The 25,514-nt window shown below is 69.4% G+C and carries 32 protein-coding genes and 1 tRNA gene; 19 read left to right on the top strand and 14 right to left on the bottom strand.

From position 1 onward, the window contains the following. Positions 1–11: 11 nt before the first annotated feature. From Q5696_RS05335 to rpsR, 4 genes are all read right to left on the bottom strand, one after another. Positions 12–224 (bottom strand): hypothetical protein, encoded by a 213-nt coding sequence (locus tag Q5696_RS05335; protein ID WP_305094168.1) that lies wholly within the window; start codon positions 222–224, stop codon positions 12–14. Between the two features lie 325 nt (positions 225–549). Then, a complete protein-coding gene (locus Q5696_RS05340) occupies positions 550–1,515 on the bottom strand; it encodes an alpha/beta hydrolase family protein (protein WP_305094169.1) in 966 nt (321 codons plus the stop codon). Positions 1,516–1,538: 23 nt separating this feature from the next. Next, positions 1,539–2,465: an AEC family transporter gene (locus Q5696_RS05345; protein WP_305094170.1), complete on the bottom strand. Its 927-nt coding sequence runs from the start codon at positions 2,463–2,465 to the stop codon at positions 1,539–1,541. Positions 2,466–2,544: 79 nt separating this feature from the next. Then, on the bottom strand, positions 2,545–2,802 hold the full coding sequence (gene rpsR / locus Q5696_RS05350) for a 30S ribosomal protein S18 (RefSeq protein WP_305094171.1): 258 nt from the start codon (positions 2,800–2,802) through the stop codon (positions 2,545–2,547). Between the two features lie 95 nt (positions 2,803–2,897). On the opposite strand from rpsR, the gene Q5696_RS05355 reads away from it, so the two are divergent. The 5 genes from Q5696_RS05355 (at position 2,898) to Q5696_RS05375 (ending at position 7,141) form a co-directional block, all read left to right on the top strand. Continuing rightward, positions 2,898–3,584 carry a response regulator transcription factor gene (locus Q5696_RS05355; protein ID WP_305094172.1) on the top strand — a complete coding sequence of 229 codons (687 nt, stop codon included), beginning with the start codon at positions 2,898–2,900 and terminating at the stop codon, positions 3,582–3,584. Between the two features lie 23 nt (positions 3,585–3,607). Then, a complete protein-coding gene (locus tag Q5696_RS05360; protein WP_305095145.1) occupies positions 3,608–4,996 on the top strand; it encodes a HAMP domain-containing sensor histidine kinase in 1,389 nt (462 codons plus the stop codon). 99 nt (positions 4,997–5,095) lie between these two features. Next, positions 5,096–6,406 (top strand): S1C family serine protease, encoded by a 1,311-nt coding sequence (locus Q5696_RS05365; RefSeq protein WP_305094173.1) that lies wholly within the window; start codon positions 5,096–5,098, stop codon positions 6,404–6,406. A gap of 44 nt (positions 6,407–6,450) precedes the next feature. Beyond that, a complete protein-coding gene (locus Q5696_RS05370; RefSeq protein ID WP_305094174.1) occupies positions 6,451–6,945 on the top strand; it encodes a MogA/MoaB family molybdenum cofactor biosynthesis protein in 495 nt (164 codons plus the stop codon). A 31-nt stretch (positions 6,946–6,976) separates the two neighbouring features. After that, positions 6,977–7,141: a hypothetical protein gene (locus tag Q5696_RS05375; protein ID WP_305094175.1), complete on the top strand. Its 165-nt coding sequence runs from the start codon at positions 6,977–6,979 to the stop codon at positions 7,139–7,141. On the opposite strand, the gene mscL is transcribed toward Q5696_RS05375, so the two are convergent. The 4 genes from mscL to Q5696_RS05395 form a co-directional block, all read right to left on the bottom strand. Beyond that, positions 7,138–7,587 (bottom strand): large-conductance mechanosensitive channel protein MscL, encoded by a 450-nt coding sequence (gene mscL, locus Q5696_RS05380; protein ID WP_305094176.1) that lies wholly within the window; start codon positions 7,585–7,587, stop codon positions 7,138–7,140. The genes Q5696_RS05375 and mscL overlap by 4 nt on opposite strands. Before the next feature lie 38 nt (positions 7,588–7,625). Beyond that, entirely contained in the window at positions 7,626–8,333 is a 708-nt protein-coding gene (cpaB, locus tag Q5696_RS05385; protein WP_305094177.1) for a Flp pilus assembly protein CpaB, read from the bottom strand. A 103-nt stretch (positions 8,334–8,436) separates the two neighbouring features. Continuing rightward, positions 8,437–8,721 carry an FmdB family zinc ribbon protein gene (locus tag Q5696_RS05390; protein ID WP_305094179.1) on the bottom strand — a complete coding sequence of 95 codons (285 nt, stop codon included), beginning with the start codon at positions 8,719–8,721 and terminating at the stop codon, positions 8,437–8,439. A gap of 91 nt (positions 8,722–8,812) precedes the next feature. Then, positions 8,813–9,421, bottom strand: coding sequence for a 5-formyltetrahydrofolate cyclo-ligase (locus Q5696_RS05395; protein WP_305094180.1), 609 nt, complete (start codon positions 9,419–9,421; stop codon positions 8,813–8,815). A gap of 60 nt (positions 9,422–9,481) precedes the next feature. Here Q5696_RS05395 and Q5696_RS05400 point away from each other — a divergent pair, with 60 nt between their 5' ends. Genes Q5696_RS05400 through Q5696_RS05410 form a run of 3 tightly spaced genes read left to right on the top strand, consistent with a single transcriptional unit; the run spans position 9,482 to position 12,359 of the window. Beyond that, the gene (locus Q5696_RS05400) at positions 9,482–10,405 is read left to right on the top strand and encodes a UTP--glucose-1-phosphate uridylyltransferase (RefSeq protein ID WP_305094181.1); all 924 of its coding nucleotides are present in this window, start codon (positions 9,482–9,484) and stop codon (positions 10,403–10,405) included. Between the two features lie 51 nt (positions 10,406–10,456). Then, on the top strand, positions 10,457–11,716 hold the full coding sequence (glp, locus tag Q5696_RS05405; RefSeq protein WP_305094182.1) for a molybdotransferase-like divisome protein Glp: 1,260 nt from the start codon (positions 10,457–10,459) through the stop codon (positions 11,714–11,716). A 7-nt stretch (positions 11,717–11,723) separates the two neighbouring features. After that, positions 11,724–12,359 carry a GNAT family N-acetyltransferase gene (locus Q5696_RS05410; protein ID WP_305094183.1) on the top strand — a complete coding sequence of 212 codons (636 nt, stop codon included), beginning with the start codon at positions 11,724–11,726 and terminating at the stop codon, positions 12,357–12,359. Positions 12,360–12,381: 22 nt separating this feature from the next. Here Q5696_RS05410 and Q5696_RS05415 read toward each other — a convergent pair whose 3' ends face one another. Next, on the bottom strand, positions 12,382–13,113 hold the full coding sequence (locus Q5696_RS05415) for an MspA family porin (protein WP_305094184.1): 732 nt from the start codon (positions 13,111–13,113) through the stop codon (positions 12,382–12,384). A gap of 391 nt (positions 13,114–13,504) precedes the next feature. Here Q5696_RS05415 and sepX point away from each other — a divergent pair, with 391 nt between their 5' ends. Continuing rightward, positions 13,505–14,368, top strand: a complete 864-nt coding sequence (gene sepX / locus Q5696_RS05420; RefSeq protein WP_305094185.1) for a divisome protein SepX/GlpR — start codon at positions 13,505–13,507, stop codon at positions 14,366–14,368. A 92-nt stretch (positions 14,369–14,460) separates the two neighbouring features. Then, a tRNA-Ala gene (locus Q5696_RS05425) sits at positions 14,461–14,536 on the top strand. Between the two features lie 41 nt (positions 14,537–14,577). On the opposite strand, the gene Q5696_RS05430 is transcribed toward Q5696_RS05425, so the two are convergent. After that, positions 14,578–14,994 (bottom strand): helix-turn-helix domain-containing protein, encoded by a 417-nt coding sequence (locus Q5696_RS05430; RefSeq protein ID WP_305094186.1) that lies wholly within the window; start codon positions 14,992–14,994, stop codon positions 14,578–14,580. A 207-nt stretch (positions 14,995–15,201) separates the two neighbouring features. Here Q5696_RS05430 and Q5696_RS05435 point away from each other — a divergent pair, with 207 nt between their 5' ends. After that, positions 15,202–15,345, top strand: coding sequence for a hypothetical protein (locus tag Q5696_RS05435; RefSeq protein WP_305094187.1), 144 nt, complete (start codon positions 15,202–15,204; stop codon positions 15,343–15,345). A 56-nt stretch (positions 15,346–15,401) separates the two neighbouring features. Beyond that, positions 15,402–16,241, top strand: coding sequence for an SDR family oxidoreductase (locus Q5696_RS05440; protein ID WP_305094188.1), 840 nt, complete (start codon positions 15,402–15,404; stop codon positions 16,239–16,241). Here Q5696_RS05440 and Q5696_RS05445 read toward each other — a convergent pair. Continuing rightward, positions 16,225–16,917 carry an ABC transporter ATP-binding protein gene (locus tag Q5696_RS05445; protein ID WP_305094189.1) on the bottom strand — a complete coding sequence of 231 codons (693 nt, stop codon included), beginning with the start codon at positions 16,915–16,917 and terminating at the stop codon, positions 16,225–16,227. The genes Q5696_RS05440 and Q5696_RS05445 overlap by 17 nt on opposite strands. Positions 16,918–16,944: 27 nt before the next feature. Beyond that, on the bottom strand, positions 16,945–18,012 hold the full coding sequence (locus tag Q5696_RS05450; protein WP_305094190.1) for an ABC transporter permease: 1,068 nt from the start codon (positions 18,010–18,012) through the stop codon (positions 16,945–16,947). A 266-nt stretch (positions 18,013–18,278) separates the two neighbouring features. Here Q5696_RS05450 and Q5696_RS05455 point away from each other — a divergent pair, with 266 nt between their 5' ends. The 4 genes from Q5696_RS05455 (at position 18,279) to Q5696_RS05470 (ending at position 21,898) form a co-directional block, all read left to right on the top strand. Next, the gene (locus tag Q5696_RS05455; RefSeq protein WP_370654904.1) at positions 18,279–19,424 is read left to right on the top strand and encodes a sensor histidine kinase; all 1,146 of its coding nucleotides are present in this window, start codon (positions 18,279–18,281) and stop codon (positions 19,422–19,424) included. Next, on the top strand, positions 19,421–20,047 hold the full coding sequence (locus tag Q5696_RS05460) for a response regulator (RefSeq protein ID WP_305094191.1): 627 nt from the start codon (positions 19,421–19,423) through the stop codon (positions 20,045–20,047). The genes Q5696_RS05455 and Q5696_RS05460 overlap by 4 nt, the downstream gene beginning before the upstream one ends. A 23-nt stretch (positions 20,048–20,070) precedes the next feature. Continuing rightward, entirely contained in the window at positions 20,071–20,580 is a 510-nt protein-coding gene (locus Q5696_RS05465) for a DUF2505 domain-containing protein (RefSeq protein ID WP_305094192.1), read from the top strand. A 76-nt stretch (positions 20,581–20,656) separates the two neighbouring features. Further along, on the top strand, positions 20,657–21,898 hold the full coding sequence (locus Q5696_RS05470) for an arginine deiminase (protein WP_305094193.1): 1,242 nt from the start codon (positions 20,657–20,659) through the stop codon (positions 21,896–21,898). Here the strand turns inward: Q5696_RS05470 and arsC are convergent. Further along, positions 21,895–22,260: an arsenate reductase (glutaredoxin) gene (gene arsC / locus Q5696_RS05475; RefSeq protein WP_305094194.1), complete on the bottom strand. Its 366-nt coding sequence runs from the start codon at positions 22,258–22,260 to the stop codon at positions 21,895–21,897. The genes Q5696_RS05470 and arsC overlap by 4 nt on opposite strands. Positions 22,261–22,328: 68 nt before the next feature. Between arsC and Q5696_RS05480 the strand changes: the two genes are divergently transcribed. The 3 genes from Q5696_RS05480 to Q5696_RS05490 all read left to right on the top strand — a co-directional run bounded on the left by Q5696_RS05480 (position 22,329) and on the right by Q5696_RS05490 (position 23,901). Next, a complete protein-coding gene (locus Q5696_RS05480) occupies positions 22,329–22,997 on the top strand; it encodes an SDR family oxidoreductase (protein WP_305094195.1) in 669 nt (222 codons plus the stop codon). Between the two features lie 45 nt (positions 22,998–23,042). After that, a complete protein-coding gene (locus tag Q5696_RS05485; RefSeq protein ID WP_305094196.1) occupies positions 23,043–23,402 on the top strand; it encodes a GntR family transcriptional regulator in 360 nt (119 codons plus the stop codon). A gap of 67 nt (positions 23,403–23,469) precedes the next feature. Further along, a complete protein-coding gene (locus Q5696_RS05490) occupies positions 23,470–23,901 on the top strand; it encodes a DoxX family protein (protein WP_305094197.1) in 432 nt (143 codons plus the stop codon). Positions 23,902–23,922: 21 nt separating this feature from the next. On the opposite strand, the gene Q5696_RS05495 is transcribed toward Q5696_RS05490, so the two are convergent. After that, positions 23,923–25,497: a dolichyl-phosphate-mannose--protein mannosyltransferase gene (locus Q5696_RS05495; RefSeq protein ID WP_370654866.1), complete on the bottom strand. Its 1,575-nt coding sequence runs from the start codon at positions 25,495–25,497 to the stop codon at positions 23,923–23,925. Positions 25,498–25,514 lie beyond the last annotated feature (17 nt).

Below are 25,514 nucleotides of genomic sequence, written 5' to 3' on the forward strand. Positions count from 1 at the left end.
TCCCTCGTCGATCAGGCCGCGAGGCCCGACGGGGGAGCGTCGTCGTTCCCGCCGGCGATGACGAGGCGTGCGGCGCCGCGGGCGAGCAGTTCGGACACCAGTGCGGCTGCCCCGGTGTCGTGGTCGGCGTCGACGTGCCGCAGATCGATCGTGACGACCTGACCGGTGAGATCACCGGGCAGTGGGGTGGTGGTGGTGCCGTCGGCACCGAGTCGAAGCTTCATGTCGGTTCTCCTGACTGGAAGTGGATAAAAGAAAAGGCACCCGAGGCGGTGTGCCTTCGGGTGCCCGAGAAAGAGGTTCCGTTACGGGGAGCTCGTTTCTCGGGGACACTCGGTGAAGGCTGCGTGGTGGTGGTGCCACGCGGGTACGGCGAAATACATGTGCTCGTGAACAGATTTCACGGCGATAGCCGAGGCCGTCGTCTGCATCGCGACCGTACCTTTCTCGTGTGAGCCTGTTGGTTAACGGAGAACCATACAGCAGTGTCCGCGCAGCGACATCTCCGTTTTCCGTTCCGGCGTGTCGCTGCGCGGCTGCGCGGTGTCGTCAGAGTGTGTCGAGCCAGCCCTCGAAACCGGCTGTGAACTCGGCCGACCACGGCAATGCCTGGATGTAGTCGGCGCCCGTGGACGGGGCGTCACCGATTTCCTTGAGCACGTGGTTCGCGGTCGTCATCCGGATCGGGGTGAGCGCGGTGTGGGCGAGGGCGGCGTCGAGCGCGTCGACGTCGGCGCAGTCGAGCTGGATGTCCTTGACGGAACAGCTCGTCACCACCGGCATCCCGGCCGGCAGCCGACCCGCGAGTTCCCGAGGATCCAGGGCGTCCTCCTCGGCGAGGGTGCGGGCATTGGCCGGGATCAGCCCCGCCGCCCGCAGCGGCTCCGGCAGGTCCTCGGAGAGGGTCGCATCGGTGCGCAGCGATTCGACGGCCCCCGCGAGCGCCAACCGCAGCGCGTCGGCCAGTTCGAGAGGCAGCTGCCCGCCGGCCACGACCGCGGTGAGTTGCCGGTCGATCTGTGTCGTGAGCAGGTCGAGGAGTCGGACGGCGAGCGGCTCGAGCAGCCCGACCCCCGCAACGTTCGCGCCGGCCCCGGCCAGGGCGAGCGCGATGAGCGCGCCCTCGCTGTGCCCGACGACGTACACCCGCTGCGGATCGATCGCGGCCCGATCCGACAGGAAGGTCAGTGCTGCCCGCGCCCCCTCGGTGAACACCGAGAACCCCAGCTCGCCGATGTCTTCCGGGTCGTACGGGCCCAGACCGGTCGTGCCGCTGCCCAGCTTGTCGTAGCGCAGGCTCGCGAACCCGCGCTTCTCGAGCAGGTCCGCCAGGAACTCGAGGGTGCCGATGCTGCCGGGCAGCAGGGCGCTGTCGCCGTTGCGGTCGGTGGGCCCGCTGCCCGCGAGCAGCAGCACCGCCGGGGCCGGTGCGTCGGGGCCGGAGCCGGCCGGAAGTCGGAGGCTGCCGTGCATGGTGACGGCACCCGTGGTGAACGTGATCTCGGTATCGGCCATACGGAGTGTCTATCAGGTGGATGTCACGCCAGCACCGCCGCCACCAGTGCGATCACGGGGATCGAGCCGAGGGTCGTGACGAGTGCGGCATCGCGGGCGAGAACGGTGCCCCGCTGGTAGCGACTGGCGTACACGAACACGTTCTGGGCGGTCGGCAGACACGAGACGACGACGATCGCGAACAGGTCGTGGCCGTCGAGGCCGAGGACGAACCGGGCCATGAGATATCCGAGGACCGGCTGCACCACGATCTTGAGGATCGAGGCGAGTGCGACGTCGCGGCGCGGGCTCGCCCCCTTCTCGAGGACCCGGACGCCGTACAGCGACAGCCCGAACGCGAGCAGGGCACCCGGAACCGAGGCGTTGCCGAGGAGGGCGAACGGCTGCATGAGGGCCTCGGGTGGCTGCCACCCGGACACGGCCACGGCCAGCCCCGCGGCACCGGCCAGCACGATCGGATTCTTGAACGGGGTCGTGACCGTCTCGAACAGCGACGCGTCCCGGCGCATCGTGCTGATGTCGAGGACGGTGAGGGCGATCGGCGAGAAGATCATGATCTGGAACAGCAGCAGGGGCGCCACGAACGATGCGTCCCCGAGTACGAACACCGCGATCGGAATGCCCAGGTTCGCCGAGTTCACGTACGACGACGCGAGCGCGCCGATGGTCAGTTCCGGCAGGGGGCGGCGCAACCACAGGGCGGCGACCGCCAGATAGATGCCGGCGACAGCGAACGCGGTGGCCGCGGCGACGACGAGAGTGGGTGAGAAGACGACCGACAGGTCGGATCCGGCGAGGGTGTCGAACAGCAGTGCCGGTGTCGCCACGAAGAACACCAGACGACTGAGTACGAACTGGCCGTGCTCGCCGAGAGTGCCGCTGCGGCCGAGGAAGAACCCGACCGCGATGACGACGAAGATGACGGTGAAACCCGCGACCACACCCGACACGCCGCGGGGCACCTCCGAAAACCGAACCGAAACTCGGCGGAAAGTCTAGACTCCGCCCACCGTCGGCCCGGTGCCCGGTCTACTTGCCGGCGACGTACGGCAGCAGTGCCATCTCGCGGGCGTTCTTGACCGCGATGGCGACCTGCCGCTGCTGCTGCGGCGTCAGCCCTGTCACACGGCGGCTGCGGATCTTGCCGCGGTCCGAGATGAACGTGCGCAGCAGGTTGACGTCCTTGTAGTCGACGGTCTCGATGCCGGCGGCGATCAGCGGGTTCTTCTTGGGCTTACGGCCCTGTTCGCTGCGTGCCTTCCGCGACGGTGCCCTCTTGACTGCCATGCCGGACAGCCTACCGGACCAGCGGCGACACGCCGGACCCTTGCTCAGCGGGAACCTCTCAGCGGTATCTCAGTCCGTCGGGACAAAATGTCGGCATGCGCATTTTGGTGGTCGACGACGATCGGGCGGTCCGCGAGTCGTTGCGGCGGTCGCTGAGCTTCAACGGTTACACCGTCGAACTGGCCGTCGACGGCGTCGACGCGCTCGAGAAGATCGCGTCGGCCCGCCCCGACGCGGTGGTGCTGGACGTGATGATGCCGCGCCTGGACGGGCTCGAGGTGTGTCGTCGGCTGCGCAGCACCGGCGACGATCTGCCGATCCTGGTGCTCACGGCGCGCGACTCGGTGTCCGAGCGGGTCGCCGGGCTCGACGCGGGTGCCGACGACTATCTGCCGAAACCGTTCGCGCTCGAGGAACTGCTCGCCCGGCTGCGGGCCCTGCTGCGCCGCGCCGGTCCCGCCTCGGGGGACGATTCCGAGGCGCTGCAGTTCGAGGACCTCACGTTGGATCCGGTGACGCGGGAGGTGACCCGCGGCACGCGGTCTATCAGCCTCACCCGCACCGAGTTCGCGCTGCTCGAGATGTTGATGGCGAATCCGCGCCGGGTGCTGTCCCGCAGCCGGATCCTCGAGGAGGTGTGGGGGTACGACTTCCCGACGTCCGGCAACGCGCTCGAGGTGTACGTCGGATACCTGCGCCGCAAGACCGAGGCCGACGGGGAATCGCGGCTGATCCACACCGTCCGCGGTGTCGGCTACGTGCTGCGCGAGACGCCCCCGTGACGCGCGCCACCGGCCGAACCGAGATGCGTCCGCCGATGCCGCTGACCCGGTCGGTGTCGCTGCGGTGGCGGGTGATGCTCCTCGCGGCGTCGGTGGTGGCGATCGCGGTCGCCGTCATGGCGGTGGCCGCGTACGCGGTCGTGTCGCGGGCGCTGTACGCGGACGTCGACAAGCAGTTGCAGTCGCGGGCCGCGGCGATCGTGAACAACGACCTGATCACCTTCGATCCCCGTTACATCGCGGGCGCGACGCTGTACACCAGCGACATCAGCGTGGCACTGATCTTCCCGGACCTGAACAAGTACATTCCGCCCGGTTCCTCGGTGCCGATCGGCCCGCCGGAACTGGCGGTCGCGCGGGGGCAGCGGGACTTCTCGCTGCGCACCGTCGAGGACAACCGGGTCCTGGCCGAACGCACCCGCGACGGCAGCACCATCGTCCTCGCGCAACGTCTGCAACCGACCGAGGACGTCCTCGACCGGCTGGCATGGGTGCTGTTCGTGGTCGGCGGCTGCGGTGTCGTGCTCGCCGCGGCCGCGGGCACGACCGTCGGCCGCACCGGTCTGCGGCCGATCGGCCGGCTGACCGCGGCCGCCGAACGCGTCGCCCGCACCGACGACCTCACCCCCATCCCCGTCACCGGGCACGACGAACTGGCCCGGCTCACCATCAGCTTCAACACGATGCTGCGGGCGCTGGCAGAGTCGCGGGCCCGGCAGAGCCGGCTGGTCGCGGATGCCGGACACGAACTGAAGACACCACTGACGTCGTTGCGCACCAACATGGAACTGCTCATCGCGTCGAGCCGCCCCGGCGCGCCGAGCATCCCCGACGAGGACATGGCCGACTTGCGGGCCGACGTCGTCGCGCAGATCGAGGAACTGTCCACGCTCGTCGGCGACCTCGTGGACCTGGCCCGCGAGGACGCCCCGGAGACGGTGTTCGAACTCGTCGACGTGTGCGACGTCGTCGAACGTTCCCTCGAGAAGGCGCGTCGTCGCCGCAACGAGATCGACTTCGACGCCGTCACCACTCCCTGGTACATCTACGGCGACCAGGCCGGGCTGTCGCGGGCGGTCCTCAACGTCCTCGACAATGCGGCGAAGTGGAGTCCGTCCGGGGAACGCGTCGACGTGCGGATGCGGCAGGTCGGCGATCGGCTGCTGGAACTGACGGTCGACGACGCCGGCCCCGGCATTCCCGTCGAGGAACGCGAGCTGGTGTTCGAACGCTTCTACCGGGCCACGGCGTCACGCTCGATGCCCGGATCCGGGTTGGGGCTCGCGATCGTCCGGCAGATGGTGACCAAGCACGGCGGCACGATCGCGATCGAGACGTCGCCGCGGGGCGGGGCTCTCGTCCGGATCGTGTTGCCCGGCGAATCCCGGCCCGGCAAGGACACGGGAAACTGAAAGCACGGTCTCAGCGGCTTCTCAGTCGTACCCGGCAGGCTGAAGTCCGGACCGGACCAGTGCCGCCGAACCCAGGCGGTCATGACAGAAGGTGGCGTGATGACCGACGACCGTAACCCGCACGGTGGCCCCGACCAGGGAGTTCCGCAGGACCCGTGGCGCTACCAGCAGAACCCGGGTCACCCGCAGCAGCCCGGCTACCCGCAGGGATATCCGCAGCAGCCCGGCTACCCGACGCAGGGTTTCCCGACCGGCCACCAGCCGACCGAGCAGTTCACCGCCGTCGGCGCCCCGCCGGCCCCCGAATCTCAGCAGCCGCGCCGGGTGGGTCGCACCACGATCGTCGCCGGCGCCATCGCCCTCGCCCTGGTCAGCGGCGGTATCGGCGGTGTCGTCGGCTCGCTGGCCACGTCGGACAACGGGAGCGGCGCGGCCGTGACGAACGCCCTCGACGCGCCGAAGCCGCCCACCAGTAACGTCTCGACCGCCCCGGCGGGATCGATCGAGGCGGTGGCCCAGAAGGTCGTGCCGAGCGTCGTGCAGATCCAGGTGGCCGGTTCCCGCGGGCAGGGTGAGGGATCCGGGGTGATCCTGTCGTCGGACGGCCTCATCATGACCAACAACCACGTCGTCTCCGGGGGCGGCCCCGACGGCAAGCTGATGGTGGCGTTCTCCGACGGCAGCACCGCACCCGCGACGCTCGTCGGCGCGGATCCGGCATCGGACATCGCCGTGGTCAAGGTCGACGGCAAGACGGGGCTCACGCCCGTCGAACTCGGGAACTCGGACGACGTCCGGGTCGGTGAGCAGGTCGTCGCGATCGGTTCCCCGCTCGGCCTCGCCGGGACCGTCACGTCGGGGATCGTCTCGGCGCTCGACCGCCCGGTGTCCACGAGCGGTGAGGAAGGCAACCAGAACACCGTCATCGACGCGATCCAGACCGACGCCGCGATCAACCCCGGCAACTCCGGCGGTGCACTCGTCGACATGGACGGCAAGCTCATCGGCGTCAACACCGCGATCGCGACGGCCGGCGGTCAGGGCGGCTCGATCGGACTCGGGTTCGCGATTCCCGTCGACCAGGCCCGCCGGATCGCGGACGAACTCGCCAAGACCGGCAAGGCCACCCAGGCCGTCGTCGGGGTGCAGGTGTCCGCGCGGGACACCACGACCGGCGGCGCCACCGTCGTCGACGTCACCCCGGGCGGCCCGGCCGACAAGGCCGGCATTCCCAAGGGGGCTGTGATCACGAAGGTCGACGACCGGATCGTCACGACCGGGGACTCGCTGATCGCCGCGATCCGCTCGCATGCCCCGGGCGACAAGGTGCAGGTGACGTACAAAGATCCGTCCGGCGCCACGAAGACCGTGGAGGCCCAGCTCGCCGGCCAGACGCAGGGCGGCCGTTGATGCGGGACGCCCGGTACCCGACGCCGACCACTACGGTAGGGGGCATGGAACTCGAAGCACCGTTGGCCGGGCGTGCACTCGTCGTCGTCGTCGACGATCGGACCGCGCACGGCGACACCGACTCGATCGGGCCGCTCGTGACCGAACTGCTCACGGAGGCCGGTTTCCTGGTGGACGCGACGGTCGCGGTGGCCGCGGACGAGGTGGAGATCCGCAACGTGCTCAACACCGCGGTGATCGGCGGTGTCGACCTGGTCATCTCGGTCGGCGGCACCGGCGTCTCCCCGCGGGACGTGACGCCGGACGTCACCGCCGAGGTCCTGGACCGGGAACTCCCGGGCATCAGCGAGGCCCTGCGGTCGTCGGGTCTCGCGGCGGGCGCGGTGGACGCGGTCGTCTCCCGCGGGCTCGTCGGTATCTCCGGCAGCACGCTGGTGGCGAATCTGGCGTCGTCGCGGGCCGCGGTACGCGACGGCATGGCCACGCTCACTCCGCTGGCGAGCTATGTCATCGGTCAGCTGTCGAGCATCGACGACTGAGCCGACGCGATCGGGAAAGGCGCGAAACATCATGGCTGACGGGAAGACCCGGATCGACCGGGCCCGGCTCGATGCGATCTTCGGCGCAGTCCTGCCCGACCAGACCTCCGACGAGCGGTCGCGTGACGGCGCGTCGGAGGCCTCGGGTGGGCAGGACGAGTGGCTGCGACGGCAGGTGCCGCCGCACCACGGTTAGGTCTGCTGGTCGAACGAACGGGTGTGCTTGCCGCCGTCGGTGGAGGGTGCGCCGGTCTCGCCGATGCGGCCCTCGGCGAGGATGTCGCGGATCTGGATGAGCAGGTCTGTCTCGCTGGCCTTCTCGTCCTCTTCTTCCGTCGCGAAGCGCGCCTTGACGTGGTTCGCGGGCACGATCAGCACGAAGTAGACGACGGCCGCGATGATGACGAAGTTGATGATCGCGGTGACCACGGCGCCGACGTTGACGAACGTCTCCTGGTTACCGGCGACGATGGTGAATCCCCACCCGTATTCGTTCGATCCGCCGAGCGCCGCGACGAGCGGATTGATGATGTTGCTCGTGAACGCCGTGACGATCGCCGTGAACGCGGCACCCACGACGACCGCGACCGCGAGGTCGAGCACGTTTCCGCGGAGCAGGAAATCCTTGAAACCCTTCAGCATCTGACATCCCCTCGTGTGTCGGACTTCTCGGGGAAACCCTAGTGCAGGGTGACGGTGATCGCGTCGGTCAACGACGCGGCGGCCACGGCGCCGGCCTCGCTCGCGGGCAGGGCGAGCATCACGATCCGCTCCCGCCGGGTACCGGACGAGGATTCGGGGGACACCAGCACGACGGCGGCATCGGAGGCCAGGACGGTGGCCGACGGCGGCGTGGCCGTGGAACCACCGGTGTCGTGGCCGCGCACGGTGAGCACGTCGACGCGGTCGCCTTCCCGGATCACGTCCGCGACACCGGTGTCGGTCAGGCGTACCGGCACCACGCGCGCGTCGGGTGACCCGGCCGCGGCCGCGGCGAGGCGTGGTCCCAGTACCCGGAGGTCGGTGAGGATCTCGCCACCGCGGACGGGAGCGGCGACGGTACGCCCGGTGACACCGTCGATGCGTTGCACGCTGCCCTGTGGCAGCTCGCTGCCGGGTCGGTCGACGATCCGGACGTCGGCGTCGGTGAGGACATCTCCGGGGGTCAGGTCGCGGGCGGCGACGACCACTGGTTCACCGGCGGCGACGCGGGCGTCCCGGACGAAGAGGGCCACCGCGATCAGTACGAGGACGACGGCGGCGGTCCGGCGGGCGGTGTCCGACCGGATCAGGTCCGGGCGCAGTCGTGCACCGAGACGGCCACCGAGGGACGGCGCGAGAGAGCGGGTGCCGTGGGGGTCCCGCCGACGGGACGGTGCGTGGGCCATGCCCGGAACGCTAGAGCCGCGGGTGCTGCCGGCCCCCGTCGAAAGCGGCGTTCAGCGCCGGCCTGTGGATGAACGAGGAGCTGTGGACAACTCTGCTGCGGGGTCAGCTCGCGGCGGCCGGCGCGGAGGTGCCTGACGACGTGGACGATGCAGAAGACGTGCTCGCCGAGTCGCTCTTCTTCGCGGGCTCGCTCGCGGTGGTGGACCCGCCGCCCCGGCTGTCGGTGCGGTAGAAGCCGCTGCCCTTGAACACGATGCCGACCGAGTTGAACAGCTTGCGGAGCTTGCCGGTGCATTCCGGGCACACGGTCAGCGTGTCGTCGGTGAACGACTGCACGATGTCGAATCGGTTGTCGCACTCGGTGCAGGCGTACGAGTAGGTGGGCACGGGCGTCCTCCGCAGGTGTAGCGCGTTGGGTTGTCAAACCGCAGGTGTTGGCACTCTACAGTCGAAAGTGCCAACATCGCGAACCCGTCCGCTATTCCGGGCCGGTGTGCGACCCCAGCGGTACCAGTCCCAGGCCCGGGGTGAGGGCGTGTGTCATGGGGACGTCGTGCGGGTCGGCCGGTAGCGAGGCCACCAGTTCGTCGTCCCGGACGACGGCGACCAGGGCGGTGCCGGGAGTGATCGCGCCCAGTGTGCGGTCGTAGAAGCCGGCGCCCCGGCCGAGGCGGGTTCCGGACCGGTCGACCGCGAGTGCCGGCACGAACAGCACCGATGCGGTCTCGACCTCGGACGGCGGCAGTACCGGTCCGGTCGGCTCGCGCAGGCCGTGGGCGGCGGGAGCCAGGCTGTCGGCGCCTGTGAACTCGGACCATTCGAGCGGACCGGGCGCTCCGGTGACGGGGAGCAGGATTCGCCACTCGGCCGTGCGGAGGGCGTCGAGCATCGCCACCGAACCCGGTTCGGAACCGACCGGAACGTATGCACAGGCGGTGCGTGCACCCGGTCTGGGAGCGAGTGCCGCGGCCGCGGATGTGACGGACCTGACCAGGGCGGTCGCCTCGGCGGCCCGCACTTCGAGGGTGACGGACCGTCGTTCACGGAGGACGTGCGTCCGCCAGTCCGACTTGGAACGCATTTTCACGATCCTCACCTTAGGATCGCTCCGACCGGCCGCGGGGGCCGGTGGATAGGGTGGTGAGTTATGACAGAAGCCGTCACCAATGACAACAGGGCCTTCCGGACGGCAGTGGTGCCCGCAGCAGGGATGGGAACCCGGTTCCTACCTGCAACGAAGACGGTTCCGAAGGAACTGCTCCCGGTGGTGGACACCCCCGGTATCGAACTGGTGGCGGGTGAGGCGGCCGATTCGGGGGCGAACCGTCTCGTCATCGTGACATCGCCGGGCAAGGACGGTGTCGTAGCTCACTTCGTCGAGGATCTGGTCCTCGAGAGCAAGCTCGAAGCCAGCGGCAAGCACCACCTGCTCGAGAAGGTCCGTAAGGCGCCGGGACTGCTCGAAGTCGAATCCGTCGTCCAGGCCGAGCCGCTCGGCCTCGGGCATGCCGTCGGCTGCGCGGAAGCGGTGCTCGGCGACGACGAGGACGCGATCGCCGTCCTGCTCCCGGACGATCTGGTGATGCCGCGCGGCGTGCTCGAGACGATGGCGCGGGTCCGCGCCAAGCGGGGCGGCACCGTGCTGTGCGCGATCGACGTCCCCAAGGAGCAGGTGAGCGCGTACGGCGTCTTCGATGTCGAGGACGTACCCGACGCCACCAACCCCGACGTACTCAAGGTCACCGGCATGGTCGAGAAGCCGGCGATGGCGGATGCGCCGTCGACGTTCGCGGCCGCCGGCCGGTATCTGCTCGACCGTGCGATCTTCGACGCGCTGCGCCGGATCGAACCCGGGGCCGGCGGGGAGCTGCAGCTCACCGACGCCATCGCCCTGCTGATCGAGGAGGGGCATCCGGTACACGTGGTGGTGCACCGCGGATCCCGACACGATCTGGGAAATCCCGGCGGCTACCTGCGCGCTGCGGTTGACTTTGCGTTGAACAGCGAGGAGTACGGCCCGTCCCTGCGCGAGTGGCTGGTCGACAGGCTCGACGAGTCGTCCGCCGAGTGACGGTTCAGTAGCAGGAGTCGGGTCGACACGGTCGGGAGGACGAGGTACCACATGCGCTCGGTTGAGGAGCAGCAATCACGAGTGACTGCTGCCGCGGTGGCGCCCCGGCCGGTCCGGGTGGCGATCTCCGAGGCCCAGGGACTGCTGTGTGCCGAAGAAGTGGTGACCGAACGGCCACTGCCGGGCTTCGACCAGGCCGCGATCGACGGTTACGCGGTCCGCAGTGTCGACGTGCTCTCCGCGGGCGGCGACGTGCGCGGCGAGGACGGTGAACCGACCGAACTGACCCTGCCCGTGGTGGGGGAGGTGACGGCGGGGTCGCGGCAGCCGATCCGGCTGCAGCCCCGGCAGGCCGTCCGCGTCGACACCGGCGCGCCGATGCCCACCCTCGCCGACGCCGTGCTGCCGATGGACCGCACCGACGGCGGGCACGCCCGCGTCAAGGTCTACAAGCCGGTCCGGTCGGGCGACTACGTCCGGCGGGCCGGTGACGACGTCCAGCCCGGCGACGTCGCGGTCCGGGCGGGCACGATCATCGGGGCCGCGCAGGTGGGTCTGCTGGCGGCCGTCGGGCGGGACAAGGTGCTGGTGCATCCGCGTCCGCGCCTGTCGGTCATCTCGGTGGGCGGTGAACTGGTCGACATCGACCGCACTCCCGGGCCGGGGCAGGTGTACGACGTCAACTCGTACGCGCTGGCGGCCGCGGCCCGCGACGCCGGTGCCGACGTCAACCGGGTCGGGATCGCGACGACCGATCCGCGTCGCCTGCGGGAGGTCGTCGAGGGCCAGCTGATCCGCTCCGAGATCGTGGTGATCGCCGGTGCGGTCGGTGGCGGAGCCTCCGACGAGGTGCGGGAGGCGCTGGCCGATCTCGGGGATCTCGAGGTGGAGCGGGTCGCGATGCATCCCGGGTCGGTGCAGGGCTTCGGTCAGCTCGGCCGGGACGAGGTCCCGACGTTCCTGCTGCCGTCCAATCCGGTGAGTGCGCTGGTGGTGTTCGAGGTCATGGTGCGCCCCCTCATCCGGATCGCGCTGGGTCGCCGCCAGCCGATGCGCCGCATCGTGACCGCCCGGACGGTGTCGCCGGTGACGTCGATCGCGAACCGCAAGGGGTTCCTGCGCGGTCAGCTGATGCGGGACGAGACGACCGGCGAATATCTGGTGCAGGCGCTCGGCGGTGCCCCGGGTGGCTCGTCGCATCTGCTCGCGACGCTCGCGGAGGCCAACTGTCTGGTGCTCGTCGATCCGGAGGTCACGGAGATCCGGGCCGGTGACGAGGTGGAAGTCTCCTTCCTCGCGCAGCGCGGCTGACCTCGTGATGTCCGTGCATCCGGGATGGCCCGCGCGGATCGGCCCGTTGCGGGTACCCGCCGGCCGGGTCACGTTGCGTCCCGTCCGGTTGCGGGACGCGCCGATCTGGAGTCGGCTGCGGATCGAGAACCGGGAACAGCTCGAGCCGTGGGAGCCGACGGGGCAGGCCCCGTGGGACGACCGGCATCACGTCACGGCGTGGCCGGGCCTGTGTTCGAGCCTGCGTGGCGAGGCCCGCCGCGGACGCATGCTGCCCCTGGCGATCGAGGTCGACGGGGCGTTCGCCGGGCAGATCACCGTCGGCAACATCGTGCGGGGCGCACTGTCGTCGGCCTGGATCGGCTACTGGGTGGACCGGGCCGTCGCGGGGCAGGGCATTGCGACCGGTGCGCTCGCGCTCGGTCTCGACCACTGCTTCGGCCAGGTCGGTCTGCACCGGGTGGAGGCGACGGTGCGGCCGGAGAACCACGCCAGCCGGGCTGTGCTCGAGCACGTCGGTTTCCGGGAGGAGGGCCTGTTGCGTCGCTACCTCGACGTCGACGGGCAGTGGCGGGACCACCTGCTGGTCGCGATGACCGTCGAGGAGGTGCCCGGCTCGGTGTCCGACCGACTGGTGCGCGCGGGCCGGGCCGGCTGGGCTTAGCCGGTCCGGCCCACCGGCCCGGTCAGACCACGACGGGCGGGCCGTAGCTGACGACGACGTCGTCGGCGATGTCGGTGGACGCGGTGAAGATCGCGTACGACCGGATCGTCACCGTGCCGGCCGCGTGGTTGACCTCGAGGTGGACGTCGCGCAGCGTGATCGCGCACTGCGTCGTCTTGCACTCCTTCTTCTGGATCGGCACGGTCGCGATGGTGCCGGGGGAGATCTGGGTGGTCAGGTTGCCTTCGAGGGGGGTTTCGACACCCAGGTCGAGGGCCTGCCCGGTGAGGATCTCGGTGGCCAGCGGAATCTGCGGGTCGGCGGTGACGATGAGGGTCTGTGCGGCCTCGGGCAGCACGTTGGCGTTGGGGGTGATGCCCGCGTTCCCGGTGATCACGGCACCGTTGGCCACGTCCACCTGATAGCCGATCTGATAGCCGACCTCGAGGATGCCTCCGGTGTAGGGGGAGGTGCCGTTCCCGGTGACGGTGGCGAGGGCGCGCCCGCTCGCGAAGAGGTCCCGGGTGAACTGGTTCCCCGACAGCGGGACGACGCTGTTGATCGATTGCCCGGTCTGGTCGATGTTCAGTTCCCAGCCGTCGAAGCTCGTGGTGTGGGCGAAGGTGTTCTCCTGTGCCAGGACGTCGGCGCCGGCGGTACCCGCCGCGGTCAGCACGAGTGCGGATGCTCCCGCGACGACCGCGGTCCCGAGGCGGACGATGTTGCGGAAGGAAGACTGGTGATGCACGACCATGAGAATTCCTCGTCTACGTGTGCGGGCCGGGCCGGCCGCGGTGGAGGGAGGGCCATATGGGCGTCCCGGTTGCAGTATCCGTTTCTCGATCACTGACGCGTAAGAGTTTGGACACTTGTTCACGCGATTTCCATAAACAAAATCTAACGATTCGATGTCGGGCGTAAATTGCGCTGATTCGGCCGTTCCGGCCACATGTCGGTGATGTCCGTAACACTTGGTCCGGTTGTGCCGATCGAATCTCGAGGCTGCAATTTTCGTCCGGAAGGGCGATAATCGAGTGACGGGTGTGACGCCTGCGAAAGCTGAGTCGGCGCGTCTGCGGCAGTAGGGGCAGCTGTACCACTAATCTGGTGACGGTTCGTGATAGACGAAGGAGGAGGTCGTCGGTATGCCGAGTTCCTCGATCATCTGGATCGCGCTCGTCGCGGTGTGGCTGTTCGTCCTCGTTCCCATGCTCGTGAGCAAACGTCCACGGATTCGGCAGACGACAGACGCGGCGCTCGCCACGCGGGTGCTGTTCCGTGGGGGCATGAAACGCCCGGTTCGTGGCCCGGCGGTGGGTCACCGCAGCGACCCGAACTGGGAACACGGCCCCACCAGTCAGAGCAGCGACACTCACGGCAGTGACACCTGTGACAGCGAATTGCACGGAGACATGTACGGCACAGATGCGGAGGATCGAATGGACGCTCACGCCGAAACCGAGACGGTCGACGGCCGGGTCGAACGGGACTTCGTGCCGAGTCGGCGCGGGCGGGGAGGATTCGATCCGGAGGCCGACGCGATCGCCCGGGCCGAGCGGTACCGGTTCCGTCAGCGGGCCGTGCTCGGGCTCGTGTTCGCCGCGCTCCTCACGGCGGGGCTGGCGGTGGCGCTGACTCCGATCATGTGGTGGGTGTTCGCCGCGTCCTTCTGCGGTCTCGTCGGCTATCTGGCCTACCTGCGCCGGCAGGTCACGTTGGAGCAGGAGATCCGGCGGCGCCGGATGGCGCGTCTGGGCCGGTCTCGGACGGACGCGGAGTACGACGACGAGTACGACGATGCGGGGTACGGCGGCGCCGGATACAGCGACGCGGCGCGGCCGTCGCGTGTGCGACGCCCGGGTGCCGTGGTCCTCGAGGTCGACGACGAGGATCCGGCGTTCGACCACCTCGAGCACTACGACGCGGAAATTGCACGACACGACGGCCGCGGACACGACGACGGCTATGCCGGCCACGAGGGCTACGACGATATGCGTCGCGCCATGTGACCTCGATTTACGCCCGCTGACCAGGCGATTCGTTGAACGGGACAGGATCCTGTTAGAGTTTCCGAGCGGTCAGCGAAAGCGGATCGTGGTTCGGGGCTGTGGCGCAGTTGGTAGCGCGCTTCGTTCGCATCGAAGAGGTCAGGGGTTCGATTCCCCTCAGCTCCACCAACACGAAGGGCCCCCTCCATCGGAGGGGGCCCTTCGTGTCGTCAGTGTGTCGCGTCCGGCGGGATCTCGGGTAGTCCCTCGGCGGCCCGTAGTTTCTCGGCGAGCGTGGAGAGCAGCGCCAGGGAGTCCTCGGACAGGTCGAACGCCCGCGTCGTGAGCCGGCGCAGCCCGTAGCCCTGCAGCCGGGACAGCAGTTCGAGGTCGTGATCGACCTTCGCGGCGTAGATGTCGTTGAAGAAGTAGGCGGGCGTCACCTTGAAGAACTTCGCGAACGCCGCGACGGTCTCGTCCGACGGATTGCTCCGCTGCCCGGAGCGGAGTTGCGAGATGTACGGCTTCGAGATCTGATGACCGTCCGCGACCAGGGCGTTCGCGACCTCCGCATTGGTGTGCGGTTTCCGGCCCGGGGGGTGGACGGTGTCGAAGAGCTTGTTGAGCCGTGCGGCGAAGTCAGACATCGCGACGATCGTAGCATCGGAGGTAACCGGCGGGTAGCTCGATTAAGAAGATTGATCTACTGTTCGTTCCGTCTGCGGCCATGAATCGATTGAGACGCCGGTGTGTCGGGCCGAGTCTGCAATAACTTCACGGTAGCTCGAATCGGCGTGCTGGATGACGCGTCGGTGGCGGCAGGATTGGGGGAGACTGTAGCCATGGACCGCAGAATGAGTGACACGGAATTGCGCCGGGCGATCCGCATGCTGCGTGACCGTGCCGACGAGGCACGCAGCCACGGGCGACCGGAGGACGCCGACGACATCGAGAAGACCATCCGCGACTACCAGGACGAGATGACCCAGCGACTCTGACCGCGGCACGTACACTGCCCGCACGGACCGAATCGGCGAAGTGGGGGCAGTACGCGATGGCGATCAGGACGCTCGACGGCAAGACGTGTGTGATCACCGGGGCAGCGAGCGGGATCGGACGGGCCACCGCACTCGCGGTCGCGGCGCGCGGCGGCGAACTCGTCCTCACCGACGTCAACGAGATCGGTCTCGCCGAGACGGCGGCGCTCGTCGGACGCGGCGGCGGCACGGTCCTCTGTGCGCATGCACTCGACGTCTCGGATTTCGACGCGGTCGTCGCATTCGCCGACGCCGTCCACGAGAAGGTCGACAGCGTCGACGTGGTCATGAACATCGCAGGGATCTCGGCGTGGGGCACCGTCGAGAATCTCGAGCACCGGCACTGGAAGTCGATGGTCGACGTCAACCTGATGGGCCCCATCCACGTCATCGAACGGTTCGTGCCGCCGATGATCGCGGCCGGTCGGGGCGGCCACCTGGTCAACGTGTCGTCGGCGGCGGGGTTGCTGGCCCTGCCGTGGCATGCGGCCTACAGTGCCGGCAAATTCGGTCTGCGCGGCGTATCCGAGGTGCTGCGGTTCGACCTGAAGCGGCACGGGATCGGTGTCAGCCTCGTCGTTCCCGGTGGGGTCCGGACCCCACTGGTCGGGACGGTGCAGATCGCGGGCGTCGACCGCACCGACCCGAAGGTGGAGAAGCTCACGCGGCGTTTCGAGAAGCATGCGGTGACGCCCGAGAAGGTGGCCTCCCGCATCGTCGCGGGCATCGAGAAGAACCGGTTCATGGTGTACACGTCCGCGGACGTCCGGTTCGGCTACTGGTGGGCGCGCAAGTTCGCGCCGCCGTACGAGTTCGTGATGCAGAAGGCCAACGACCGGTTCAGCGCGCTGCTGTAACCATCGCCCGCGGACGCAGTGCGCCGCTGTGCATCTCGTACGCGGTGTCGACGAGGTCGAGCTGCGACAGGTCGTGCGTCACCATCACTGTCGCCACCGACCGCTCACGGCTCAGGTCGGCCAACAGTGCCACGATCTCACGGCTGCGTTCCTCGTCGAGCGCCGACGTGGGCTCGTCGACCAGCAGTACCGCCGGATCGTTCACCAGCGACCGGGCGATCGCGACCCGCTGCCGCTGACCACCGGACAGCTGATGGGGCCGGCGGTCCAACTGCTGCCCGAGCCCGAGACTGCCCAGCAGATCGCGGGCCCGCGCCCGGGCACCGCGCACCGAACCGCCGTTCAGATGCGTGATCATCAGCAACTGTTCCGTCGCCGTGAGCGACGGCAGCAGGTTCGACTGCTGGAACACGAATCCGAGCTTCTCCCGGCGCATCTCGGTGCGGGCGCCGCGGCCGAGTCCGGTGACATCGGTGCCGTCGATCGTCACCGACCCGGAATCGGGGGTGGTGAGCAGGCCGGCGACGGCCAGCAGGCTCGACTTGCCGGAACCGGACGGCCCGGTGACCGCGACCAGCTCGCCGCGGTCGACCTGCATATCGACGTGGTCGAGGGCGTGCAGGCGGGTGTCGCCGTCGGGGTAGGACAGGCAGATGTCGCGCAGTTCGATGCTCATGGGGGGAGTCCTTTCGGGAGATGCCGGTCAGCGGGCGGTCGCGAGCGCGGTCTGCGGGTCGATCGACACGATCCGGGCCAGGGCGGCACCGGCGCCGATCATGCCCATCACGATCAGCGCGGCGTACGGCACGAACGTGCCCGACAGGGTCAGCGTGAACGGGACGACGGACGACGCGATCGCACCCAGCCCGACCGCGGCGAGGGTGCCGAGACCGGCGCCGACGGTCAGCACGATCAGCGACTGCCCGAGAGCGTCGCGCAGCAGGTAACGGGTGGACGCGCCGACGGCCTTGAGGACCGCGAGATCCTGGCCGCGCTGAATCGTCCAGACGGTGAAGAACGCGCCGACGACGAGCGCACTGACCACCATCAACATCACCTGCATGAGCAGCAGCGATCCGCGTTCGGAGGTGTAGGAGCCGATCGCGTCGAGGGCACCCTGGACCGTGGTGATCTCGCTGCCGGTGGCGGCACCGGCGGTGGCGGCGTCGAAGTTTCCGGACGTGCGCAGCGCGATCACGGTGCCGTCGCTGCCGCCCGCGCTCGGCAGTTGCGTCCAGGCGCCGTGATCGATCCACACCACCGACTGGTGGCTGTAGAACGAGTCGTCGACGAGCGCGCCGATCGTGAAGGTCTGCTCGCCGATACCGATGCTGTCACCGACCTCCCAGCCGTTCTCGGAGGCCAGGTCGCGGTCGACGGCGGCGTCCCCGGCCGCGAGCGGCACGGGCGCTGCGAACGACCGGCCGTCGACACCGAACGCCGACGCCGCGACCTCGCGGCCGTCGGTGGTGATCCGTACCGGTGCGATACCGACGGTGACCGCGGCGTCGACGCCGGGGGCGGCCGCGAGCGTGGCCCGCTGCTGCTCCGTGACGGTGGACTCGCCGAAGGACAGCGACTGCCCCTCCGCCGGCGCGCCGAACGCGAAACGGTCGGCACCCATGTGCTGGACCGCCGCGATCGACTGGTTGCCCAGCCCGGTGGTCAGGCCCGACAGCATCACGACCATCAGGGAGATCAGGAACAGAGCCGAACTCATCAGCATGAATCGGCCCTTGGCGAAACGGAGATCTCGAAGGCTCAGGAACATGACTCCAGCTTCCCGGGACCGAGCCGTCCGGGGCATCGCGCATCGGTTGGGTCCGCCGCTCCATCGAAAGTTCGAGAAAGAGCGAGACGCCTCCTCGCAGGGCGCTCACCGGTGGTTTCGGTGTTAGCGTGAGCGAAATGCAGAGCTACCGTGCCTCCGACGCGGCCCCATCCGGCGACGCGGCCCATCACGGCGCCTCCGACGCGGCCCACCACAATGACTCCGACGCGGCCCACCGCGGTGGCGTGGCCCCGATCCTGCGGGTGATGCAGTTCGGTGCCCACGGTTTGTTCGCGGCCCTGCTGGCCGTCGGCGTCGGGCGGGTCCTCGCCGTGGACGGTGCGGACGGCTGGTGGATCGTGCTGCTGGCCGCGGTGGAACTCGCGTGGTATTTCGCGGGTGTGGCCGTGGCCCGCCGGCCGGGGGCGTTCGCGGGCAGCGCCGGACGATGGTGGCTGGCGGTGCTCGTGTTCGGCTGGCTGGTACTCGTGGTGTCCGATCCCAACTTCGTATGGGTCACATTCGCACTGTTCTTCCTCACGTTCCATCTGCTGTCGATTCCGCAGGCGCTCGCCGCGACCGTTGCGCTGACCGCGGTCGCGATCGGGGCGAGCCTGTGGCACGGTGACACCGACACGGTGCCGTCGATCCTCGGCCCGGTGATCGGGGCGACGGTCGCCGCCGGGATGGCGATGGTGTACCAGCAGTTGGCGCGGGAGGCCGAGCAACGCCAGTTGCTGGTCGACGAGCTCACCGAGGCGCACCGTGAACTCGTCGGCGCACAGGACGAACTCGCGTTGCTGCAACGCGAATCCGGGGTGCTCGCGGAACGTTCCCGGCTGGCCCGCGACATCCACGACACGCTCGCGCAGGGGTTCTCGTCGATCCTGCTGCTCGCGCGGGCCGGACAACGGGGAACCGAACCGACCGCGATCTTCACGCAGATCGCCGACACCGCGCAGGAGAACCTGACCGAGGCGCGGCGGGTGGTGGCGGCCCTCGCCCCCGCGGATCTCGAATCGGCTCCGCTCGAGTCGGCGCTGCGCCGGGTGCTCGCGCAGCTGACCGAACAGACCGGTATCGCCGGGGAACTGCGCACCGACGGTGACCCCGGTATCCCCTCGATGGAATGCGATGTCGCGTTGCTGCGGGTCGCGCAGAGTGCTCTCGCGAACGTGCGGCTGCATTCGCAGGCGCACCGGGTGCGGGTGACTCTCGGCTACGCTGCCGACGAGGTGCGGCTCGACGTCGTCGACGACGGGATCGGGTTCGATCAGCGCGAGGCCGGTGGTTTCGGTCTGCGGGCGATGCGGGATCGGCTCGCCGAGCTCGGGGGAACCCTCGTCGTCGAGTCCGCCCCCGGCGACGGAACCGCCGTCGCCGCAACACTTCCGGTCGGGAGGACACTGTGAGCACGGTCCGGGTTCTACTGGTCGACGACCATCCGGTGGTGCGGGCCGGCCTGCGGGCGCTGCTCGCGTCGCACGACGGTGTCGAGGTGGTCGCGGAGGCGTCGTCGGGGGAGGACGCGGTGGCCTTGGCGGCCACGTCGAAACCGGATGTGGTGCTGATGGATCTGCGGCTGGGAGCGGGAATGGACGGTGCGGGCGCGACCGCGCGCATCACCGCGGAACCGGAGCCGCCGCGAGTGGTCGTCCTCACCACGTACGACACGGACGCCGACATCCTGCGTGCGGTCGAGGCGGGGGCGTCGGGCTATCTGCTCAAGGACACCGCCCCGCAGGTGCTGATCGACTCGGTGTTCGCGGCGGCCCGCGGTGAGACGGTCCTGGACCCCGACGTGGCGCAGCGGCTGTACCGGCGCATGCAGCAGCCCCGCGCCGACCTGAGCGGACGGGAGATCGAGGTGCTGGGCCTGGTGGCGCAGGGACTGTCGAACCGGGCGATCGCGAAGCAGCTGTTCGTCAGCGAGGCCACCGTCAAATCGCATCTGGTGCATGCGTTCACCAAGCTCGAGGTCGACAGCCGCACCGCTGCGGTGGCCGTCGCGAGGGAGCGTGGCCTGTTGGCCTGACCGGGCCGGGTACCGTGTGGCGCATGTCGAAACAGTTCGAATTCTCGGCCGAGTTCGGCCACACCGTCGAGCAGGTCCATGCTCTCGTCACCGACCCCGGGTACTGGGGTTCGCGCTGGGAGGGCAACGACGACTCGTCCGTGACGGTCACCGACGGCCGGGACGCCGACGGAGCCCCGGTCACGACCGTCGCGATGTCCGGTCTGATCGACACCAGTGGCTTCCCGGCCCTGGTGCGCAAGGTGATTCGTGGGGAGGTCCGGCTCGAGCGTGTCGACACGTGGCGGCCGCTCGAGGGGGATCGGGCGTCCGGTCGTGTCGAGGGCAACGCCACGGGCGTGCCGGTCGAGATCGTCGGCGAGTACGACCTGCGCCCGTCGGGTGCGGGTTCGGTCCTCGACGTGCGCGGCACCGTCACCGTCAAGGTGCCGGTCGTCGGCGGGCAGATCGAGAAGATGGTCGAGCAGATGGTCGAGCAGATGATCACCCAGGATCGGGACGACATCGTCGCCCGCCTCGGTGCGGCGAACTGACCTGTATCTCCACCACGAGAATCCCTGACGGACGATCCCGGGTGCCGACGACGGCGCCCGGGACTACCGTTCAACCATGAACGTGGACGATGTCGCGGCCGAGCTGGGCGTCGACTCCGAGGTGGGCCGGTTGCGGACGGTGCTGCTGCACCGTCCCGGTGACGAACTCCGGCGCCTCACCCCGCGCAACAACGACCAGCTCCTGTTCGACGGCCTGCCGTGGGTCGATCGGGCCCAGGACGAGCACGACGAGTTCGCCGCGGTGCTGTGCGGCCGCGGTGTCGAGGTGCTGTTGCTCGCGGAGCTGCTCACCGAGACCCTCACCGTCAGCGGTGCCGCCCGCATGCAGGGGATCGCCGCGGCCGTCGACCCGCGCCGGCTCGGTCACGCACTGGCCCAGGATCTGGCCGCCCACCTGCGCGGTGTGCCCGCCGCCGAACTGTCGTCGATCCTCACCGCAGGGATGACGTTCGACGAACTCCCGATCGGCACCGGCGCGGCGACACCGTCACTGGTCCGGCTGATGCACCACGGCGCCGACTTCGTCGTCGACCCGCTCCCTAATCTGCTGTTCACCCGGGACTCGTCGTTCTGGATCGGCCGCCGGGTGGCGATCACGTCGCTGGCCCTGCCGGCCCGGGCCCGCGAAACCTCGCTGACCGATCTGATCTACGCGCACCACCCCCGGTTCCGGGGTGTGCGCCGCGCCTACGAATCGCACACCGCCCCCGTCGAGGGCGGGGACGTGCTGCTGCTCGCCCCCGGTGTGGTCGCCGTCGGAGTGGGGGAGCGGACCACCCCGGCCGGTGCGGAAGCATTGGCGCGCAGCGTCTTCGAGGACGGTCTCGCGCACACGGTGCTGGCCGTGCCGATCGAGCAGCGGCGGGCGTCGATGCACCTGGACACGGTGCTGACGATGGTCGACGCCGACGCCGTCGTCATGTATCCCGCGGTCCGGGACACCCTGTCCGCGTACACGATTCGCCGGGTCGGCGGATCGGCCGTCATCGCCGGACCGGAACCGTTCCTCGAGGCGGCCGCCGCAGCCATGGGGATCGGGAAGCTGCGGGTCATCGACACCGGGCTCGACCACGTCGTCGCCGAACGTGAACAGTGGGACGACGGCAACAACACGCTCGCCCTCGCCCCCGGCGTGGTGGTCGCCTACGAACGCAACGTCGAGACCAACGCCCGGATGGAGGCATCGGGCATCGAGGTGCTGCGCATCGCCGGCTCCGAACTGGGCTCCGGGCGGGGCGGACCGCGGTGCATGTCGTGCCCGCTGGCCCGCGATCCGCTGCTCGGCCCGGGACACTAGAGGATCTCGCGCACCTTCTCGAACGGCCGCGCCAGCACGGTGCCACGGTCGGTCACCACGATGGGCCGCTCGATGAGGATCGGGTTCGCGACCATCGCGTCGAGCAGGTCGTCCTCCGACGCCGACGCGAGCCCGAGTTCCTTGTAGACCGCCTCCTTCTTCCGGATCGCCTCGCTCGGGCGCAGACCGGCGTCGTCCAGGAGTTTGCGCAGGCCGTCCCGCGTCGGCGGCGTCTCCAGGTAGGCGACGATCGTCGGCTCGATGCCGGCGTCCTCGATGAGCTTCAGGGTGTTCCGGGACGTGCTGCACCGCGAATTGTGGTAGATCGTCGCGATGGTCGCCTTGTCGTGGGTGCCTGTCATGCACGCCATTGTGCACGGGGCGATGCTGGAAGCGGAATGTCGTGTCGGATCCGAAGCGAGGAGACATCATGACCGAACGACGCATCGTCGTCGCCGGCGGCCACGGCAAGATCGCCCGGCACCTGATCAAGAACCTGACGGCTTCGGGGGACCTTGCCGTCGCCCTGATCCGCAACCCCGACCACGAGGATCCGCTGCGTGCCCTCGGCGCCTACCCGCGGCTCGTCGATCTCGAGCACGCCGGCGTCGACGAGGTCGCGGACACGATGCACGGTGCCGACGCCGTCGTGTTCGCCGCGGGCGCCGGCCCCGGCAGCGGCGCCGCCCGCAAGGACACCGTCGATCGCGGTGCAGCGGCCCTGACCGCGTCGGCGGCCGAACGGGCCGGGGTGCGCCGGTACGTCCAGATCAGTTCGTTCGGGGCGGGCGAACCGATTCCCGAGGACACCGACGAGGTGTTCGCGGTCTATCTGGCCGCGAAGACCGCGGCCGAGGAGGATCTGCGCCGCCGCGATCTGGACTGGACGATCCTGCGGCCGGGCGGTCTCACCGACGACGAACCGACCGGTGAGGTGACGTTGACCGAGCCGCCGCTCGAGCGGGGCACGGTGCCGCGCGCCGACGTCGCCGCGGTGCTCGCGGCCCTGGTCGAGCCGGGGGCGCCGGCGGTGCGGCGCACGCTGATGCTGACGTCGGGCTCGATGCCGGTACGGGAGGCGGTCGCCGCGCTACGGTGAAGCGGACCGCCGCGCGGCCGGCATCGGGCGAGGGAAGGGGCGTTCGTGGACATCGACATCGACCACGGTTCGGGGGTGCCGCCGTTCGAGCAGTTGCGGTTGCGGATCCTCGAGCTGGTGCGGCGGGAGGACCTGGTCGCGGGCACGAAGCTGCCGACGGTGCGCAAGCTCGCGGCCGATCTGGGGGTGGCGCCCAACACGGTGGCCCGGACGTATCGCGAGCTCGAGCAGCTCGGGGTGATCGAGACGCGTGGGCGGCTCGGATCGTTCGTGGCGGCGTCCGGTGATCCGACGCGGGCGCGGGCGCAGCGGGCGGCCAACGAGTACGTCGCGGAGCTGCGGCGGATGGGGATCTCGGATGCGGACGCGGCGGTGTTCGTGGCGACCGCGTTGCGTGGGGCGTGACGTCGGCGGGTGAGATCCACATCATGAAGGTTGACGCTTCAACTTAATTCGTGTCATCGTTCACGTCATGACATTTTCGCCCGTCGCCCGTGACCTCAGCCTGCTCATCGCCCGCATCGGGCTCGGTGTCGTCTTCATCGCCCACGGCTGGCAGAAGTTCTCGACATGGGGCATCGACGGCACCCAGGCCGCATTCGCCGGTATGGACATCCCCCTCGCCGACGTCTCCGCGATCGTCGCCGCCACGATCGAACTCGTCGGCGGCATCCTGCTGCTCGTCGGCTTCGCCACCCGCATCGCCGGAGCACTGCTGTTCCTGAACATGGCGGGTGCGTTCGTCTTCGTCCACGTCGGCAACGGCCTGTTCGTCGGTGACGGCGGCTACGAACTCGTCCTCACGCTCGGGGTCGCCGCGCTGCTCGTCGCCGGCGTCGGTGCGGGCCGCTTCAGCGTCGACGCCGTCGTCGGGAAGAACTCCCGGATCCTGTCCGCCTCCTGACCGGTGACCCGACCACGGACGTCACCGCCAGCTCGGTAGCCACAACTCCCGCTGCCACGTCTCCGGCGTGATCGGAACGGCGGTGAGGATCGGCCACAACCACACGAAGTTCGCGACCACCAGCCCCACATAGAGGCACACCGCGAGCAGGCCGGTCCCACGCCGTTCCGCCGAATCCGATGCCCGCCCCAGGATGTCGCCCAGCACCAGCGCCGTCGCCATCACGAAGAACGGCGCCAACGCGACCGCATAGAAGTAGTACATCTGCCGGTCCAGCGTCACGAACCACGGCAGGAACGCCGCCGCATACCCCGTCAGGACCGTCGCGTACCGCCAGTCCCGGCCGACGAAGGTACGCCACAACGCCCATCCGAGAACCGGTAGCGCCAGCCACCACAGGGCGGGCGTGCCGATCAGCATGACAGCCTTGACGCAGCTCGACGCGCCGCACCCGGACACGTGCTCGCCCTCGGCGAAGTAGTACAGCATCGGACGCAACCCCATCGGCCACGTCCACGGCTTCGACTCCCACGGATGATGGTTGCCGGCCGAATTGGTCAGCCCCGAATGGAACTCGAGTACCTTCGCGCTGTAGTACCACAGCGACCGCAGCGCGTCCGGCACGAACGCGAACGGCCCGCCCGTCCCGATCCGGTTGCCGACCGCGTGCCGGTCCACCCCGGTCTCGCTCGCGAACCACGCCGCATACGTGCCCAGGTACACCACGATCGGCACCACCACGAGCGCGTACAGCGACGGGCCGATGTCCCGCAGCGCCGTCCCCACCCACGGCCGGTGCACCCCGTACCCGCGCCGCGCCGCGACGTCGAACCCGACACACAACAGACCGAAGAGCGCGATGAAGTACAGCCCGGACCATTTGGTGCCGCACGCCAGGCCCAGCATCACGCCCGCCCCGAACCGCCACCACCGCACCCCGAGCCGGGGACCGAAGTCGGAGACCGCGATCCGGCCCTCCGACCGCACCCGCGCCATCCGGGCCCGTACCTGATCCCGGTCGACGACGAGACAGCCGAGTGCCGCGACCGTGAACAGGGCCAGGAAGATGTCGAGCATCCCGAGCCGCGACGACACGAACGTGACACCGTCCACGATCAGCAGGATCCCGGCGATCGCCCCGACCAGCGTCGACCTGCTCATCCGTCGCACGATCCGCACCACGAGCAGCACCAGGATCGTTCCGGCGGCCGCCGACGCGAACCGCCATCCCCACGCGTTGTAGCCGAACAGTGCCTCACCGGCCGCGATCAACTGCTTGCCGACCGGCGGATGCACCACCAGCCCGTAACCGGGATTGTCCTCGACACCGCCGCCGGTGAGCACCTGCCAGCCCTGCGGCGCATAGTGCTTCTCGTCGAAGACCGGGGTCCCGGCGTCGGTCGGATAGTTCAACATCGTGAACCGGGTGATCGCGGCGAGCGCGGTGATCACCAACGTCACGATCCAGCCGCGCCGACGATCGGTCGGCCCGACATCGTTCACGGGTGCGAGTGGGGCCGGACTCACCGTCGCACGGGAACCGTCGGACGAGTCCGGACCCGGAGACACCGGGCGCTCGTCCGTCAGTGGGGTCACGCGTCGATCGTAGGCTG

Source organism: Prescottella sp. R16 (assembly GCF_030656875.1).
GTDB lineage: Bacteria > Actinomycetota > Actinomycetes > Mycobacteriales > Mycobacteriaceae > Prescottella.